At 36.1% G+C, this 17554-nt stretch carries 15 protein-coding genes; 13 read left to right on the forward strand and 2 right to left on the reverse strand.

Annotation, left to right across the window (positions count from 1 at the left end; genetic code table 11):
* Nucleotides 1-21 precede the first annotated feature (21 nt).
* From map to pruA, 6 genes are all read left to right on the forward strand, one after another.
* The gene (map, locus tag OZP15_RS14845; RefSeq protein ID WP_269226248.1) at nucleotides 22-840 is read left to right on the forward strand and encodes a type I methionyl aminopeptidase; all 819 of its coding nucleotides are present in this window, start codon (nucleotides 22-24) and stop codon (nucleotides 838-840) included.
* A gap of 58 nt (nucleotides 841-898) precedes the next feature.
* Nucleotides 899-1306, forward strand: coding sequence for a GxxExxY protein (locus OZP15_RS14850; RefSeq protein ID WP_269226249.1), 408 nt, complete (start codon nucleotides 899-901; stop codon nucleotides 1304-1306).
* 49 nt (nucleotides 1307-1355) lie between these two features.
* Nucleotides 1356-2120 (forward strand): class I SAM-dependent methyltransferase, encoded by a 765-nt coding sequence (locus OZP15_RS14855; RefSeq protein ID WP_269226250.1) that lies wholly within the window; start codon nucleotides 1356-1358, stop codon nucleotides 2118-2120.
* Between the two features lie 82 nt (nucleotides 2121-2202).
* The gene (locus OZP15_RS14860; RefSeq protein ID WP_281336523.1) at nucleotides 2203-3456 is read left to right on the forward strand and encodes a type IX secretion system plug protein; all 1254 of its coding nucleotides are present in this window, start codon (nucleotides 2203-2205) and stop codon (nucleotides 3454-3456) included.
* A gap of 82 nt (nucleotides 3457-3538) precedes the next feature.
* Nucleotides 3539-3925 (forward strand): Co2+/Mg2+ efflux protein ApaG, encoded by a 387-nt coding sequence (gene apaG, locus OZP15_RS14865; RefSeq protein ID WP_281336524.1) that lies wholly within the window; start codon nucleotides 3539-3541, stop codon nucleotides 3923-3925.
* Nucleotides 3926-4030: 105 nt separating this feature from the next.
* Nucleotides 4031-5659 carry an L-glutamate gamma-semialdehyde dehydrogenase gene (pruA, locus tag OZP15_RS14870; RefSeq protein ID WP_281336525.1) on the forward strand — a complete coding sequence of 543 codons (1629 nt, stop codon included), beginning with the start codon at nucleotides 4031-4033 and terminating at the stop codon, nucleotides 5657-5659.
* Between the two features lie 111 nt (nucleotides 5660-5770).
* Here pruA and OZP15_RS14875 read toward each other — a convergent pair whose 3' ends face one another.
* Entirely contained in the window at nucleotides 5771-6445 is a 675-nt protein-coding gene (locus tag OZP15_RS14875; protein WP_269226251.1) for a DUF2490 domain-containing protein, read from the reverse strand.
* A 36-nt stretch (nucleotides 6446-6481) separates the two neighbouring features.
* The gene (rsmG, locus tag OZP15_RS14880; protein ID WP_281336526.1) at nucleotides 6482-7114 is read right to left on the reverse strand and encodes a 16S rRNA (guanine(527)-N(7))-methyltransferase RsmG; all 633 of its coding nucleotides are present in this window, start codon (nucleotides 7112-7114) and stop codon (nucleotides 6482-6484) included.
* Between the two features lie 108 nt (nucleotides 7115-7222).
* On the opposite strand from rsmG, the gene OZP15_RS14885 reads away from it, so the two are divergent.
* The 7 genes from OZP15_RS14885 to OZP15_RS14915 all read left to right on the forward strand — a co-directional run bounded on the left by OZP15_RS14885 (nucleotide 7223) and on the right by OZP15_RS14915 (nucleotide 17422).
* A complete protein-coding gene (locus tag OZP15_RS14885; RefSeq protein WP_269226252.1) occupies nucleotides 7223-8317 on the forward strand; it encodes a fatty acid desaturase family protein in 1095 nt (364 codons plus the stop codon).
* A 42-nt stretch (nucleotides 8318-8359) separates the two neighbouring features.
* Nucleotides 8360-9550, forward strand: coding sequence for a pyridoxal phosphate-dependent aminotransferase (locus tag OZP15_RS14890; RefSeq protein ID WP_281336527.1), 1191 nt, complete (start codon nucleotides 8360-8362; stop codon nucleotides 9548-9550).
* A 160-nt stretch (nucleotides 9551-9710) separates the two neighbouring features.
* Complete coding sequence (locus OZP15_RS14895) at nucleotides 9711-11570, forward strand: rhamnogalacturonan lyase (RefSeq protein WP_269226253.1); 1860 nt, start codon at nucleotides 9711-9713, stop codon at nucleotides 11568-11570.
* 267 nt (nucleotides 11571-11837) lie between these two features.
* Nucleotides 11838-13976: a rhamnogalacturonan lyase family protein gene (locus OZP15_RS14900; RefSeq protein WP_281336528.1), complete on the forward strand. Its 2139-nt coding sequence runs from the start codon at nucleotides 11838-11840 to the stop codon at nucleotides 13974-13976.
* Nucleotides 13977-14190: 214 nt separating this feature from the next.
* On the forward strand, nucleotides 14191-16065 hold the full coding sequence (locus OZP15_RS14905; RefSeq protein ID WP_281336529.1) for a peptidase U32 family protein: 1875 nt from the start codon (nucleotides 14191-14193) through the stop codon (nucleotides 16063-16065).
* Between the two features lie 211 nt (nucleotides 16066-16276).
* Complete coding sequence (locus OZP15_RS14910) at nucleotides 16277-16801, forward strand: DUF6438 domain-containing protein (protein ID WP_281336530.1); 525 nt, start codon at nucleotides 16277-16279, stop codon at nucleotides 16799-16801.
* 45 nt (nucleotides 16802-16846) lie between these two features.
* Nucleotides 16847-17422 carry a Crp/Fnr family transcriptional regulator gene (locus OZP15_RS14915; protein WP_269226257.1) on the forward strand — a complete coding sequence of 192 codons (576 nt, stop codon included), beginning with the start codon at nucleotides 16847-16849 and terminating at the stop codon, nucleotides 17420-17422.
* Nucleotides 17423-17554: the final 132 nt, after the last annotated feature.

Below are 17554 nucleotides of genomic sequence, written 5' to 3' on the forward strand. Positions count from 1 at the left end.
TTTGCGCCTTATTTTACGAAAATGATAATCCAAAAAACAAGAGAAGAAATAGAATTAATGCGTGAAAGTGCCTTAATCGTATCCAAAACATTAGGAATGATTGCTTCCGAAATCAAACCCGGAGTAACCACTTTACATTTAGATAAATTAGCCGAAGAATTCATTCGTGATCACGGAGCTGTTCCAAGTTTTCTCGGACTGTATGGTTTCCCTAACTCACTTTGCATGAGTCCAAATGCACAAGTCGTACACGGAATCCCAAACAACAAACCACTAGAAAGTGGCGATGTGATTTCGGTAGATTGCGGTGCATTCAAAAATGGATTTCATGGTGACCATGCTTATTCTTTCGAGATTGGCGAAGTAGCCGAGGATGTTAAAAAATTATTGCGTGTTACCAAAGAATCTTTATACGTAGGAATTCGTGAATTAAAAATCGGAAACCGCGTGGAAGATGTAGGTAATGCTATCCAAAAATACACCGAAGCACACGGTTATGGCGTGGTTCGAGAATTAGTAGGTCACGGTGTAGGTCAAAAAATGCACGAAGATCCCGAAATGCCGAATTATGGTAAAAGAGGTCGTGGAAAATTATTTGTCGAAGGAATGGTTGTAGCCATTGAACCGATGATTAATATGGGAACCCGAAACATCAAGCAACTCAAAGACGGTTGGACAATTCTAACTGCCGACGGAAAACCATCTGCGCATTTCGAACACGATGTGGCTATCATTGACGGAAAACCAGAGATTTTATCGACTTTCAAATACATTTATCAGGCTTTAGGAATTGAAAGTAATGAGGAAGATGAGTTTAGAAAAGTGCCTTTGGTACTTTAAATAATTTCGCGAAGATTCGCAAAGTTTACTCAAAGATTCACAAAAACTCAAAAGTATTATGGTTAACGACAATTTAGAAATAAGTGAAGAATTAAATGCACTTTCATATAAAATTATAGGATTAGCAATTGAAGTTCATCGTCAATTAGGACCAGGTCTTTTGGAATCAGCATATCAACAATGTTTGTTTTATGAAATTAAAAAAGCAGGGTTAAAAGTTGAAAAAGAAATAACTCTTCCAATAATTTATAAAGAAATACAACTCGATCAAGGATACAGAATTGATTTACTTATTGAAGACAAATTAGTTATTGAATTAAAAACTGTAGAAAATTTTACTTCAGTTCATTTTGCACAACTACTTACCTATTTAAAATTAGGAAATTACCCTTTGGGATTATTAATCAATTATAATTCTAAAATTTTAAGAAACAATATAAAACGATTTATAAATTCAAGTCTTTAAAACTCGGCGAATCTCTGTGATTCCCTTTGTGTGACTTTGCGAAATAAATATGAAAAAACTTTTCAAACTCATCCTCAATACCATTCCTCGTCCACTATTAATTCGTTTGAGTTATGTAGCGCGACCAATTATTGCTTTTTCATTAAAAGGAACCAAATTCACAGATCCTATCGACGGAAAAAGTTTCAAATCGATGTTGCCTTATGGGTATGAAAAACAACGTAATAATGTACTTTCGCCAAGTACACTGTCCCTAGAAAGACATCGTTTGTTGTGGTTATATCTCAACGAGCAAACTGATTTTTTTACCGCTCCAAAAAAAGTATTGCATTTTGCACCTGAACAAGCTTTTTATAAAATGTTCCGCAAGCAAAAAAACTTGGATTATACCACAACCGATTTGTTTTCGCCTTTGGCAGATGTAAAAGCGGACATTTGTAATTTACCTTTTGAAGACAATCAATACGATGTGATTTTATGCAACCACGTTTTAGAACACATTCCAGACGATACAAAAGCGATGCAGGAATTATTCCGAGTTTTGAAACCTGGTGGAATGGCAATTCTTCAAATTCCGCAAGACTTGAAAAGAGATGTAACTTTTGCTGACGATTCCATTACCGATCAAAAAGAGCGTGCCAAAATATTCGGGCAATATGACCACGTTCGGATTTATGGACGTGATTATTTTGATAAATTGAGAAGCATTGGTTTTACCGTAATCGAAGAAGATTACACTAATAAAATCGCTCCTGAATTGGTCGAAAAATATTGTTTAGCCCAAGGCGAAATTATTCCAGTTTGTTATAAATAACTTAAAATTCAGCCAAGTTTTATTCGAAAATAATTTAGCAAAACATATTTCGTTATATTTACCATTCAACAATTACGATACTATGGTGGCTTCCTTTTTTCGAAAATTACTTTTGATTTTTATGGTTACTTCGGCTGTTGCACAAACAGAAACAGAAGTTGCGCCTCCTTATAATATCAAAACAGCAGCTTTTATTCAAAACAACAATAATGTGATTCCTGTTTTTGAATTAGGTGAAGGATTCCAATTTCAATTTGACGATTTGTTTGGTAACGAAGCCAACTATTATTACGAAATCGTTCATTGTGACTACAATTGGAAACCCACCGAAATTCCAAAAACCGACTATTTAAAAGGTTTCGACGGACAAAGAATTCAGCAATACGAGAATTCATTTAATACTTTACAAACCTATTCGCATTATCAATTACCCATTCCTAACCAGTTCACCCAACTCCTTATTAGCGGCAATTATATGCTGAAAATTTTGGACGAGCACAAAGATATTGTGCTTTCTAGAAAATTTATTCTCTATGAAAACGTAGTTACGATTCCTATGCAAATTCGCCGTGCCAGAACCGCTAACTATTTGGATTCCAAACACAATATTGAATTTTCGATACAATCGCAGGCGATAACTTTTCAAAACCCATTAAAAAACATAAAAGTAGTTTTGTTTCAAAACGGACAAATGAATTCAGCTATAAAAAATATTGCTCCTCAATATACTATTGGTAATGAATTAATTTATAAATACGATACGCAAACTCAATTTTGGGCTGGAAACGAATTTTTATATTTTGACAATAACGATATTCGAGCCGCTGGCAATACTATCTCTCGAATAGATTCAGGTACCGGAATTTACAATACTCACTTATATACCAACAATGCTAGAGCTAATTTTCCATATACTTTAAACCCTGATGCCAACGGAAACTTTGTAACAAGAAATATCCGTGGTGTAAGAAATGAAATTGAAGCCGATTATGCTTGGGTTTATTTCAGCCTTTCTGCACCAGCATTTATGTCTAAAAAAAGTATTTATGTTACTGGGATGTTCAATAATTACAGCCTATCGCCTGAATACAAATTGGATTTTAATGCCAAAACAAATACTTACGAAAAGGCAGTTTTGATCAAACAAGGATTTACCAATTATCAATACCAAATTGCTGATGACAAAGGCACTATTGATGGCGAAAAAGCCATTGACGGTAATTTTTGGCAAACCGAAAATGATTATACTATTTTGGTTTATTATCGTCAAAATAATGATCGCTACGAACGCGTTATTGGAAAAGCTACAGCAAATTCAAGCATAATTTCGAATTAAAAAAACATTTTTAAAAAACAGCAAAGCAAACCCATTTTTTTGTAAATTTGCGATATATTCAACTCATTAGTACTGCATTACTATGGTTTCACAAATAACAAGAGGTATCAAAATATCTGTTTTAACTAGTTTTGAAGGCACTTACTTCAAAAACTATAAAATTCATTTTGCCTTTAGTTATGAAATCACCATCGAAAACCACAGTAAAGATTCTGTACAATTAGTATCTCGTCATTGGGAAATTTTTGATTCGCTAAACAACAGAGAAATTGTAGATGGTGAAGGTGTAATTGGTAAAAAACCAGTTTTAAGGCCAGGCGAATCTCACACTTACAATTCAGGCTGTCTGCTTTCTTCACCTTATGGCGCGATGAAAGGTTTTTTTAATATGGTCAATTTCACCACTACCAAAAGTTTCAAAGTAATTGTACCAACCTTTCGTTTGTGTGCTCCTTTTGCTTTGAATTAAAGTTTTCTCAAACTCAATCATAATTCATTCCTTTTCAAACAATCCTTTGTACTTTTGTTAGTATGAAATAACGATTGTATTTTCTAATTCTTAAATTCAAAAGATATGCTCAAAGGATTTTTTAATGTACCAAAAGCCATAAACGAGCCTGTAAAATCATACGCTCCAAATTCTCCAGAAAAAAAAGCTGTTCTTACCGCTTACCAACAAATGTGGAAGGCTCAAATAGATGTTCCACTCTATATTGGAAGTGAAGAAATTAGAACTGGAAACACCCGAAATATTACCCCACCTCACGACCACAAACACATCGTAGGTGTTTATCATCTTGCCGAAAAATCCCATATCGAAAAAGCGATTGCTAACGCCTTGGATTCCAAAACAAAATGGGCTAGTATGGCTTGGGAACAACGAGCTGCCATTTTCCTGAAAGCTGCCGAATTGATTGCCGGACCTTACAGAGCCCAAATAAATGCTGCAACCATGATTGGGCAATCCAAAAATATTTATCAAGCCGAAATTGATGCTGCCTGCGAATTCATAGATTTCTTGCGTTATAATGTGGAATTTATGACACAAATATACAGCGACCAGCCCAAATCTACTTCCGATGTCTGGAATAGATTAGAATACCGTCCGCTGGAAGGTTTTGTGTATGCTATTACGCCTTTTAATTTTACAGCTATTGCTGCCAATCTTCCAGCAAGTGCTGCTATGATGGGAAATGTTGTGATTTGGAAACCTAGCGACAGCCAAGTTTTTTCTGCAAAAATTATTATTGATATTTTTAAAGAAGCTGGACTTCCTGATGGTGTTATCAACGTAGTTTTTGGAGATGCTTTGATAATTACCGATACGATTATTGAAAGCCGTGATTTGGCCGGAGTTCATTTTACAGGTTCTACTCACGTATTCAAAGATATTTGGGCAAAAATTGGATCCAATATTCACCACTATAAAACCTATCCAAGAATTGTGGGCGAAACAGGCGGAAAAGATTTTGTTGTAGCGCATCCAAGTGCTAATGTAAAACAAGTGGTTACAGGACTCATTCGTGGCGCTTTCGAATTTCAAGGGCAAAAATGTTCTGCTGCTTCTAGAGCGTACATCCCGAAAAGTCTTTGGACGGAAGTCAAACAACAATTAATTACGGATGTCAAATCGATGAAAATGGGATCGCCAGAAGATTTTGGCAATTTTATTACCGCCGTAATTCACGAAGGTTCTTTTGATAAATTGGCAAAGTATATCGACCAAGCCAAGAAAGATTCTGATATCGAGATTATCGTTGGTGGGAACTATGATAAATCCGTTGGTTATTTTATTGAACCAACCATAATTGTAACCACAAATCCAAATTATGTTACCATGGAAACCGAATTATTCGGACCAATTCTAACCCTTTTCGTTTACGAAGACGACCAATGGGAAGCTACTTTAAAACTTATTGACAATACTTCTGAATATGCTTTAACTGGTGCCATTTTCAGTAAAGACCGTTACGCCATCGAAGAAGCAACAGTCGCTTTACAAAATGCCGCAGGAAATTTATACATCAACGACAAACCAACGGGAGCTATTGTAGGAATGCAACCTTTTGGTGGAGCCAGAGCATCAGGAACCAATGACAAAGCAGGTTCGGCAATGAATTTATTGCGTTGGGTTTCGCCAAGAAATATCAAAGAAGTTTTTGTTACACCAGAAGATTATAGGTATCCGTTTTTGGGAGAATAGTTTTCGAGGTACGAGGTTAGACATACGAAGTTGGAAATTTAAAAACCCACAAGAATTGAAGTTTATTTGAATTCTTTTGTGGGTTTTTATTTTTTTATCTGAATTAAGCACCTAAAAAGGCAAATTATTAAAAAACATAATTTGAAATTGAGTTCTGCTGGAATTTTGCTGAATTTGTGACATTAGACCTGTTTCCATCTTAAAGTTTTTATTGAAACAGTAGCCAAGACCCCCATAAATACGATCTCTATCAAAATAATTGGACTTCGTATTAATAAAAATTTCATTATAAGCTGAAAGATAAATAGCATTCTTCTCCATTATTTTTTTATTAATTGGAACATTTAAAGAAAGAAAATAACGCAGACGCATCTTAAAATCTTCCTCAATAAAGCGTTGTTCAAAACGATAACGGTGCTGAATATTTACGCTACCAAATTGTTGTTTGGTTATAAATTGCTGAAAGACTCGGTGTTCATTTGTACTGAATTTATCATTCGTACCTGCTATATAAGGCTCTGAATGAACGTAAGCATATCCCAACAAAAGATTATTATTATTTTCAGTCAAATTATAACCAATTCCTGTTCTTAATAATAATTGCTCCAAATCACCAGCAAAATTAAAGTTGCGATATTGCACTTCGTTGTGAAAATTCCATCGATCGTTTATTTTTTGATTCCCGAAATACAGAAACCAATTTCCTGTATCTGTTTTTTGTGAATTAGCATTTGCTGATAAAAATAGTATCAGTAAAAAACAGAATGATTTTACCTTGTTTGCCATAGTTCCCATTTCAACTTTATATCCTTCTACTTAAGACTAATTAGCTACAAATTTCAAAGGCAAATGCACTACTTTCTTGGTTTCAAAAAATTCATCTTCGAAAAAATCGGCTAAATTATATTCGGTTGCTTTTGGAAAATCTTTTAATTCTTCGGTCAAATCACCACCTTTCAGATAGAGAATTCCATTTTTGAGTTCGTGTTTGTTTTGTTTCTTGATTTTGGTTTTTATCCAAGAAACAAAATCAGGCATATTGGTCACTGCACGACTCACGATAAAATCGAAATCACCTTTTACCAATTCAGCTCTTTTTTGTTCGGCTTTTACATTTTTGAGTTCCAACGCCTCGGCAACAGCCTGAACGACTTTTATTTTTTTGGCAATCACATCAATAAGGTAAAAACGAGTTTCCGGAAAAAGAATTGCTAATGGAATTCCCGGAAATCCTCCCCCAGTTCCAACGTCTAAAACGTAAGTTCCTGGTTCGAATTTGACAACTTTGGCAATTCCTAACGAATGCAAAATGTGTTTGGTGTATAATTCGTCAATATCTTTTCGGGAAATAACGTTGATTTTGGCATTCCAATCGTGGTATAAAAAATCCAGTTTTTCGAACTGTTCTTTTTGAATATCAGTTAAATAAGGGAAATGTTTTAGAATCTCATCCATCTTTTTAAATTTTAACAAAAGTACAGTTTTTAGTTTTGAATATTTAACTCAAATTAAGAGATTGAAAAAATTTAAATAATTATATTTGCTGGCTATTTAAAATTAACCATGAACAACGTTGCTCCTACATTTGCAAAGCAAGACAGTCTAAAGTTTTTTAGAACGCTTAACTCTCGAGTGAACAGCTACTTCAAAGAAAACAACATACCAAAAACTGGCAATTGGAAAATCCATTTGAAGACTGTAATTCTTTTTACCGTTTTTCTTGTGCCTTATTTTTTGATACTTACTTTACCAATGCCGTTTTGGGCGCACCTTCTTTTGACCTTTGTTATGGGAGTTGGAATGGCTGGAATCGGAATGAATGTAATGCACGACGCCAATCACGGTTCGTATTCGACCAAAAGCTGGGTAAATAAATTCATGGGCGGAACGATTTATGTTTTGGCAGGAAACGTCCACAATTGGCAAGTACAACACAACGTTTTACATCATACTTACACCAACATCATTGGTCACGACGAAGACTTGGAAGCAGGAAGAATTATGCGTTTCTCTAAAGAAGCAGAATGGCATAAATTTCACAAGTACCAACAATATTATGCGGTTTTTTTATATGGTTTATTGACTTTCAATTGGGCAATTACGACTGATTTTAAGCAAATGAGCAATTACATTAAAAGAAAATTGTCTTATGGCGAACCAAAAAGCCCCAAAATTCTTTGGACAACTTTAATTATAACTAAAATAATTTATTTAGCCATTTGGATGGTTTTACCAATGGTTCTTGGGATAGTGTGGTGGAAAGTTTTGGTTGGTTTTTTCGTAATGCATTATACAGCTGGATTGATTTTGAGTATTGTATTCCAATTGGCTCATGTTGTTGATGAAGCCGCTAATCCTGTACCCAACGAAGAAGGCGAAATGGAAAATACTTGGGCGATTCATCAATTGTACACCACCGTTAATTTTGCTCCAAAAAACAAAATCGTAAACTGGTACACGGGAGGATTAAACCATCAGATTGAGCATCATATTTTTCCACACATCAGTCACGTGCATTATGGAAAAATTGCAAAAATCGTTAAGGAAACAGCCAAAGAATGTCAGCTTCCATATTACGAATACAAAACAATGACAGCAGCTGTTGTTGCTCATTTCAAACATTTGAAAGAACTGGGAATGAAACCCGCTTTACAATAAAGTAGAAAATAAAACAGATTTATAAATCAAAATTTACATTTAATGAACAATTTGCTTTCAGACAGAATTAATAATTTAGCTACGTCACAAACATTAGCAATGGCTGCATTAGCCAGAGAATTAAAAGCTCAAGGAAAAGATATCATCAGTTTAAGTTTGGGTGAACCCGATTTTAACACACCTGATTTTATTAAAGAAGCGGCAAAACAAGCCATCGATGATAATTACAGCACTTATTCTCCAGTTGACGGTTACGGTGACTTGAAAGAGGCTATTTGCAGAAAATTCAAAAGAGACAACGGATTGGATTACAAACCATCTCAAATCGTAGTTTCAACTGGTGCAAAACAATCATTATACAACATTGCGCAAGTAATGTTAAACGATGGTGACGAAGTTATCTTACCTGCTCCTTACTGGGTTTCTTACTTTGAAATCGTAAAATTATCAGGTGGAGTTCCTGTAGAGGTTCCAACTTCTGTAGACACTGATTTTAAAATCACACCAGCACAATTAGAAGCGGCTATCACACCAAAAACAAAAATGATGTGGTTCTCTTCTCCTTGTAATCCTTCAGGCTCTGTTTACAGCAGAGAAGAATTAACAGCTTTGGCTAAAGTATTAGAAAATCACCCAAACATTATTGTTGTTGCTGACGAAATCTACGAGCACATCAATTTCTCTGGAACTTTCTGCAGTATTGGATCTATACCGGGAATGTTGGAAAAAACAGTTACTGTAAACGGAGTTGCAAAAGCATTTGCTATGACAGGATACAGAATTGGTTACATCGGAGCACCTGAATTTATCGCAAAAGCCTGTACAAAAATTCAAGGGCAAGTAACTTCAGGAGCAAATTCTGTGGCGCAACGTGCTACCATTACTGCTGTAGATGTTGACCCATCTGTATTGAACCACATGGTTCAGGCTTTCCACAGCCGTAGAGATTTAGTTGTTGGATTATTGAAAGAAATTCCAGGAATCAAAATCAACGTTCCAGAAGGAGCTTTCTACGTTTTCCCAGACGTTTCTTCTTTCTTCGGAAAAACATTAAAAGGAACTGAAATCAAAGATGCTAACGATTTATCCATGTATCTTTTGGCTGAAGCAAACGTGGCTACTGTAACAGGAGATGCTTTCGGTAATCCGGATTGCATCCGTTTCTCTTATGCTACAAGCGATGATATTTTGAAAGAAGCATTAAAAAGAATTAAAGAAGCATTGGCAGTATAAGCTAAACTTCAAATCTAAATATCAAAAGCCTCAAGATTTTCTTGAGGCTTTTTTTGGCACTAATTTTGATATAAAAGACACCTAATCAGCAAAAAACAGAATCCTAAATAAACGGTGATTTTTCGTATTTATGTGATTAAAAACTAACTAACCCAACATTATGAATAAAAAAACTACTCTAAATTCATTCCAAAAATTTTCCTTTTTTCTCTTTTTATTACTAGGAATTATTTCTTCGATGAATGCCCAACGTACTGTCGAAAAATTAAATCGTGGATTAGTTGCAACTCGTTTAAATTCGAATCAAGTCTATATCAACTGGAGAATGTTAGGCACTGAACCCACCAATGTAAGCTACAATTTGTATTGCAATGACAAAAAAGTAGCAGGAAGTCCGTTTGCCACCACTACAAATTTCACTCACGAAATCACAACCGACGAAACTTATTTTATTCGTGCCATTATTAATGGAACTGAACAACCCGCTTCAGAAAAAGCAACTGTTTGGGCAAACCAATATTTAGACATTCCAATGCAAATTCCCGCTGGTGGAATTTCTCCTGACGGACGTAATTATACCTATAGCGTTGGCGATTGTAGTACTGGCGATGTAGATGGCGATGGTCAATATGAAATTTTTGTAAAATGGGATCCATCGAATGCACACGATAATTCACACAAAGGTTATACAGGAAATGTATATTTGGATTGTTATCGTTTAGACGGTACACAACTTTGGCGAATTGATTTAGGAAAAAACATCCGAGCAGGAGCGCATTATACCCAATTTATGGTTTATGATTTGGACTCCGATGGAAAAGCAGAAATAACTTGTAAAACAGCCGATGGAACTACAGACGGAACAGGTACAGTTATAGGATCAGCTACTGCCGATTATAGAAATACGAATGGATTTATTCTATCAGGACCAGAATTTTTAACTGTTTTTAATGGATTAACAGGAAAAGCAATGGCTACAGCTGATTATTTACCAGCACGTGGCGGAAACGGCTCTTCTTGGGGAGATTCAAACGGCAATCGTGTGGATCGATACATTGCCGCTGTGGCTTATTTGGATGGAGAAAAACCGAGTCTCGTGATGGGACGTGGCTATTACACCAGACTAACCCGTGTGGCTTGGGATTGGCGAAACAACACCCTTACTAAAAGATGGATTTTTGACAGTAACGATGCTGCCAATGCGGGAGCTTATGGACAAGGTAATCATCAAATGAGTGTAGGCGATGTTGACGGTGATGGCAAAGACGAAGTATGCAACGGAACCAGCACAATTGATGACAACGGAACTCTATTATATGCCAATGGTTTAGGTCATGGCGATTCCTTGCACATGACGGATATGGATCCTGATCGACCTGGACAGGAAGTGTGGCAATGCCATGAAGTTCCTTCTAAATATGGCGATTATGGTCTTGAATTTAGAGATGCCAAAACTGGAAAACCATTATGGGGCGTTAAAGGCGAAGGAACTGATGTCGGTCGTGGTCTAGCATCCGATATCGATCCTCGTTACAAAGGCTATGAATGCTGGGGTTCTACAGGAAATTTATACGATTGTAAAGGCAATGAAATTGGAACCGTCAAACCCTCAATGAATTTTGCAATTTGGTGGGATGGCGACTTGAATAGAGAGCTATTAAACTCCAACAGAATTGACAAATGGGATTACACTAATGCAAAAAGCGTCAATCTACTAACTGCTGAAGGCTATAGATCAAACAACGGAACCAAATCGACTCCCTGCTTGAGTGCTGATCTTTTTGGTGATTGGCGTGAAGAAGTGATTTTCCGTAAAGTTGATAATACTGCTATTCGAATTTACACGACTAATATTCCAACCACACACAAATTATACACTTTGATGCACGATACTCAATATAGAGTGGCAATTGCTTGGCAAAACTCGTCATACAATCAACCTCCGCATCCAAGTTTTTATTTAGGAACTGATATGGCAACACAAACCAAACCAAATGTGGTTCTGGCAAAAAAACTTTAAATTCTATTTTAAATTATGAAATAACAATCAATTGAATAGAAAAAGGTATTATAACACAAATAAATTCAGTGTTAAAAACAATTATAGATTATAGTCCTGAATTAATAAAAAACAATAAAATCCTTCAAGTAAAAATACTTGTGCCTTTTTATTATAAAAAAGCATAACAGGACAGGACAGATTAGGTTATCTTTAAATGTATCTTTAGCCAATTAAAAATGCTATTAACCACCTATAAAACAACTAACTTCTTTAAACCAAAATGTTATGAATAAAAAAATCACTCTAAATTCATTTCAAAAACTTATCCTTCTATTACTATTTCTATTCGGAACATCCTATCAAATCAATGCTCAACGTCAGATTGAAAAACTCAACCGTGGATTAGTTGCTATGCGGTTAAATGCTAGTCAAGTTTATGTTGGCTGGAGAATGTTAGGAACTGAAGCTCCAAACATTAGTTATAATTTATATTGCAATGATGTAAAAGTAACAGGAAGTCCATTCACATCGACAACCAACTTTACTCACAGCGTCACAACTAATGGAACCTATAAAATTCGAGCCATAGTTAATGGTGTAGAACAACCTGAATCAGAATCTGCTACGGTTTGGGCCAATCAATATTTAGATATTGCTATGCAAATCCCTCCAAGTGGAACTAATCGAGATGGGGAAACTTATACTTACAGTGTAAATGATTGTAGTGTTGGTGATGTTGATGGTGACGGACAATATGAAATATTTGTAAAATGGGATCCATCTAATTCTAAAGATAATTCTCAACCAGGTTTTACTGGCAATGTTTATATCGATTGCTATCGTTTAAATGGAACACGCCTTTGGAGAATCGATATGGGAAAAAACATTCGAGCTGGAGCACACTACACTCAATTTATGGTGTATGATTTAGACTCTGACGGAAAAGCCGAAATGAGTTGCAGAACTGCTGATGGAACTATAGACGGAACAGGAGTAGTTATTGGCGATGTCAATGCCGATTATAGAAACACCTCAGGTAGCAAAACTTCAACAAGTACTTATGGTGCTGTTATATCAGGTCCTGAATTTTTAACTATTTTTAATGGAGAAACAGGAAAAGCAATGGCTACTACAAATTATTTACCTGCTCGTGGAGTAGTAAATAATACCACTTGGGGCGATAGTTACGGAGGGCGTTCGGAACGTTTTGTTGACGCAATCGCTTATCTTGACGGTGAAAAACCAAGCCTAGTAACTGGTCGAGGTTATTACACCAGACTAGTACGTGTAGCTTGGGATTGGAGAAACAACACCCTTTCTCAAAGATGGATTTTCGACAGTAATACTTCTGGAAATTCGGCTTATGCAGGACAAGGAAACCACCAAATGACCGTTGGTGATGTTGATGGCGATGGCAAAGATGAAATCAGCAATGGTTCAAGCGGAATTGATGACAATGGAGCAAAATTATATGCCAACGGATTGGGGCATGGCGATGCCTTGCACATGAGTGACATGGATCCAGATCGTCCAGGACAAGAAATTTGGCAATGCCTTGAAGAGCAAGCGAAATATGGCAATAATGGACTTGTTTTTTTAGATGCCCAAACAGGAGTCAAACTATGGGGAGTACCTACAACAGGTGATATAGGACGTGCTAATGCTGCAGATATTGACCCTCGTTACAAAGGATATGAAGTATGGGGTTCAACGGGAGGTTTATATGACTGTAAAGGAAACCAAATAACGACTTCAAGACCTTCAATAAATTTTTCTATTTGGTGGGATGCAGATTTGAATCGAGAATTATTAGATTCCAATAGAATCGACAAATGGAATCATCTTACAGGCAATAGCAGCAGGTTACTTACTGCAACGGAATATTCTTCGAACAACACTACCAAAGCAACACCTGCTTTAAGTGCCGACCTTTTTGGAGATTGGCGTGAAGAAGTAATATTCCGTAAAACAGACAATACAGCTATTCGAATTTATATTACCAACATTCCTACGACCCATAAATTATACACTTTGATGCACGATACACAGTACAGAGTCGCTATAGCTTGGCAAAACTCGGCTTACAATCAGCCACCACATCCAAGTTTTTATCTAGGAGTAGATATGGCAGCACAAACACAACCTAATGTAGTTATTGCAAGAGCCAATTTAGCTAACCAAGATTTTTCAAATACTAAATCTGCTAATGCGATTCTTTATCCAAATCCTACTAGCCAAACTTTTACAATAAAAGCCGAAGGACAATTTACCTATACTATTCATAACGTTTTAGGAGTAAAAGTAGGTTCTGGTAGAGGCGAAAACCAAGTAGAAGTTGGAGAAATAGCAACTGCTTCAGGACTATACATTATTACCGTTACATCTGAAAAAGGAACTTCATCTATTAAATTAATTAAAGAATAAAGTAACTTGAAATTCGAAATACCAACAGCCTCAAGAAAAAATCTTGAGGCTTTTTTATGGTTCTGTTACACGGAAAAACTAAAACAAACAACAATTTTCCAAAAAACCCCTCCCCTAATTAGAAATCTTGAATAATTTATAAGAACTTTGCAGACTTTAAGACAAAAAACTAAAACCTTAATAGTCTATTAATTATAAAATTATCATCCCATAGATGAAAAAGAAAATAGAAATACTCGCTCCTGCAAAAGATTTAATCCACGGAATGGCTGCCATCAATGCTGGTGCCGATGCGGTTTATATAGGAGCTCCTTTGTACGGTGCTCGTTCCAATGCGACCAACTCGATTGAAGATGTAGCAAAATTGGTGGAATACGCCCATTTATTCAACACACAGGTTTTTGTGGTAATCAATACGATTTTATACGACAACGAACTGGAAACCTGCCGTCAGATGATTTATCAATTGTACGACATTGGTGTCGATGCGCTGATTGTACAGGATATGGCGATTATGGAAATGGAGCTGCCACCTATCGTTTTGCACGCAAGCACACAAGCCAACAACCGTGATGCCAACAAAATCAAATTCCTGAAAGATGCCGGAATGAAGCGTGTGGTTTTGGCTCGTGAACTGAACTTACACCAAATCAAAGAAATCAGTGATGCGAGCGATGTGGAACTGGAATTTTTCGTGACGGGAGCGCTTTGCGTATCTTTCAGTGGGAACTGCTACATGAGTGTTGCCAATGGCGAACGCTCGGCCAACCGTGGTTCCTGTGCCCAAAACTGTCGCTTGCCATACAACCTCATCGATGGTCACGGCGATACTTTAATCAAAAACAGTCACTTGCTTTCCATCAAGGATTTTGATGTATCGGATCAAATTCCAAATCTGATTGAAGCAGGTGTCATTTCCTTTAAAATCGAAGGACGTCTGAAAGATATTGTTTATGTAAAAAACAATGTGTCTTACTTACGTCAAAAACTAGATGCTTTTCTGGAAAACGACAAGAGCGGTAAATACGAAAAAGCTTCTTCTGGAAAATGCACGTATACTTTCGAATCGGCTTTGAACAAAAGTTTCAACCGCGGTTATACCGATTATTTTGTCAACGAAAGACACCAAGCCATTGGTTCCTGGGAAAGTCCAAAATCCAAAGGGCAATACATTGGTAAATTAATCAAAACAACCGGAAACGCTTACGAAATCGAAAACGGAGAATTCCTAAACAATGGCGACGGACTTTGTTTCATCAACGAAAACAACGAAGCCGACGGAATTTATGTCAACAAAGTCGAAAACGGCCTGGCATATCCAAATGTATTGAAAGAAATCAAACCTGGAACTTTCATTTACCGCAACAACGACGCTGCTTTTATCAAAATTGTAGAACGCGAAGACAGTGCGGTTCGAAAAATCAGTACGACTTTATTGTTGTCCGAAAACGAAAATGGTTTTGAACTCATCGCTACCGACGAGGACGGAAATGTAAGCACCGTAAGTTTGGTTCATCCAAAAGAGAGAACCAAAAACAACGAATCTATCGAAGAGAATTTCAAAATTAATTTGGCAAAAACAGGTTTCACACCTTACACCGCCGATGAAATTACGATTATGTTCTCGGAAAACTGGTTCCTTCCTATTTCTAAAATCAACGAAATGCGAAGAACGGTTTTCGAGCAATTATCTGAAATTCGTCTAGCCAATTACAAGCGTCACGAACACCAATTGGTCAAAACATCACATCCTTATCCGGAAACCAAACTGGATTTTATGTACAATGTTTCCAATAAACTGGCTCGTAAATTCTACGAACGCCACGGCGTTACCGAGATAGAAAAAGCATTCGAATTGCAATGGGATCCCGGAAAATCACGTGTGATGACTACCAAATACTGCATCAAATACGAACTGGAAAAATGTCCAAAGTATCATAAAGACACGATGGAAACCAAACTCAAAGAACCTTTGGTATTGAAACAGGGCGAACTGGAATACAAACTCAAGTTCAATTGCAAACCCTGCGAAATGGAAATTTGGGAAAAAGATGCCGAATTTGAAATCGAGGAAGACCACTTCCACTAAAAATAGAAACCGATGCTTTACTACAAAAAAGGCATCGGTTTTTTTATTAAATTTGCTTTGCCTGTTCGCCTTTTCAGGGTCGGGTGGGCGTAGCCACAAGGGTCGGGCTTTCCGTTATAATCTTATGTTTTTAAAGAAAAAACAAAAGGATTTCCACTGCAATCCCTCACGGAGAAGATATTCAGCACAAATAAGTTTAAGTTAAATATATATGAAAACAAAAATCACATTTATTATTTTAGTTTTACTTCTGATATCTTGTACTAAAAAAGAAGACACTAACTCTTTCCAATTTGAAAGCTTTACATTTTCTTATGCTGGTTTAAATCACGACAATTCTATAAAATTCACAAAAAGTGATACTGTTTACTTTCAAAAAAAATATCCTGAACCAAAGGAAAATTTTTATGCTATACTCAAAAAAAATGAAAGAAATGAATTGAATAAACTTATACGTCAATTAGATTACAAAATATATGATAGTATTTATGCGGAAAATAATCTACAGGATGGACAAAGCTATCTCTTAAATTTCTCTAAAGACAAAACAAATAAATGGATATTCATTTATGGAGATAATGCTCCTGAAAAAATTTATGCCTTCATAAAATCATTGGGAGAATTTAAAACTAAACTCAAATTTATCCCAACTAAAAAAAATATCAATTTTGGATATTTAAAATACAATTTATCTCCACCGCCGCCTCCACCCTTAAAAATTGATTCATTAAAATAAAAATCAAACCTATAAAAGATTGACAATTCCTTTAAAAAAAACAAAATGCCTCTAATAATAGACAATCTCTCCAAACACATTACGCTGACTCCCCAAGAGCAGGAACTCTTCTTGTCTAAAACAGAAATCCATCAGTACAAAGCCAAAACTATTTTGCTTAATGCTGGCGAAGTTTGCAAGACTTCCTATTTTGTGAATTCGGGTGTGTTGCGAAGTTTCAACATCAACGATAATATTGTAGAACACGTTTTGAGTTTTGCCTGCACTGGCTGGTGGATTAGCGATATGTACAGTCTGCTTTCGCAAAAACCAGGAAATCTTTTCATTCAGGTTTTGGAAGATGCTGAAGTGGTTTTGTTGTCTAAAGAAAATCAGGAAATCTTGTTTTACGAAATCCCAAAACTCGAACGCTTCTTTAGGATTCTAACCGAAAACTCACTGGTAGCGCATCAGGAACGATTAATGGATAATTTGAGCTTAACAGCCGAAGAACGCTTTGAAAAATTCTGCAACAAACACCACGATTTGATTCAGAAAGTTCCACAAAAACAAATTGCCTCCTATTTGGGCGTAACTCCCGAGTTTTTCAGCAAAATGAAAAGTAAACTTTTGAGGAAGTAATCAGTTAACAGTGTTCAGTGTTCAGTCCTAATGAAACTGAAAACTGAACACTGAACACTGAATACTTTTTTTCTTAATCTAGGTTAAGTGCCTTTTGCTTACATCTGACGTAAATTTGTATAACAATAATCA

It is taken from the genome of Flavobacterium eburneipallidum (assembly GCF_027111355.2).
GTDB lineage: Bacteria > Bacteroidota > Bacteroidia > Flavobacteriales > Flavobacteriaceae > Flavobacterium > Flavobacterium eburneipallidum.

What these genes read in the sequence shown, in the direction of transcription:
- OZP15_RS14910 (WP_281336530.1), top strand. Translation starts at nt 16,277, where the DNA reads ATGAAAACAAAAATCACATTTATTATTTTAGTTTTACTTCTGATATCT.
- OZP15_RS14875 (WP_269226251.1), bottom strand. Translation starts at nt 6,445, where the DNA reads ATGGCAAACAAGGTAAAATCATTCTGTTTTTTACTGATACTATTTTTA.
- apaG (WP_281336524.1), top strand. Translation starts at nt 3,539, where the DNA reads ATGGTTTCACAAATAACAAGAGGTATCAAAATATCTGTTTTAACTAGT.
- OZP15_RS14890 (WP_281336527.1), top strand. Translation starts at nt 8,360, where the DNA reads ATGAACAATTTGCTTTCAGACAGAATTAATAATTTAGCTACGTCACAA.
- OZP15_RS14895 (WP_269226253.1), top strand. Translation starts at nt 9,711, where the DNA reads ATGAATAAAAAAACTACTCTAAATTCATTCCAAAAATTTTCCTTTTTT.
- OZP15_RS14855 (WP_269226250.1), top strand. Translation starts at nt 1,356, where the DNA reads ATGAAAAAACTTTTCAAACTCATCCTCAATACCATTCCTCGTCCACTA.
- OZP15_RS14915 (WP_269226257.1), top strand. Translation starts at nt 16,847, where the DNA reads ATGCCTCTAATAATAGACAATCTCTCCAAACACATTACGCTGACTCCC.
- OZP15_RS14850 (WP_269226249.1), top strand. Translation starts at nt 899, where the DNA reads ATGGTTAACGACAATTTAGAAATAAGTGAAGAATTAAATGCACTTTCA.
- pruA (WP_281336525.1), top strand. Translation starts at nt 4,031, where the DNA reads ATGCTCAAAGGATTTTTTAATGTACCAAAAGCCATAAACGAGCCTGTA.
- OZP15_RS14900 (WP_281336528.1), top strand. Translation starts at nt 11,838, where the DNA reads ATGAATAAAAAAATCACTCTAAATTCATTTCAAAAACTTATCCTTCTA.
- OZP15_RS14885 (WP_269226252.1), top strand. Translation starts at nt 7,223, where the DNA reads ATGAACAACGTTGCTCCTACATTTGCAAAGCAAGACAGTCTAAAGTTT.
- OZP15_RS14905 (WP_281336529.1), top strand. Translation starts at nt 14,191, where the DNA reads ATGAAAAAGAAAATAGAAATACTCGCTCCTGCAAAAGATTTAATCCAC.
- rsmG (WP_281336526.1), bottom strand. Translation starts at nt 7,114, where the DNA reads ATGGATGAGATTCTAAAACATTTCCCTTATTTAACTGATATTCAAAAA.
- OZP15_RS14860 (WP_281336523.1), top strand. Translation starts at nt 2,203, where the DNA reads ATGGTGGCTTCCTTTTTTCGAAAATTACTTTTGATTTTTATGGTTACT.
- map (WP_269226248.1), top strand. Translation starts at nt 22, where the DNA reads ATGATAATCCAAAAAACAAGAGAAGAAATAGAATTAATGCGTGAAAGT.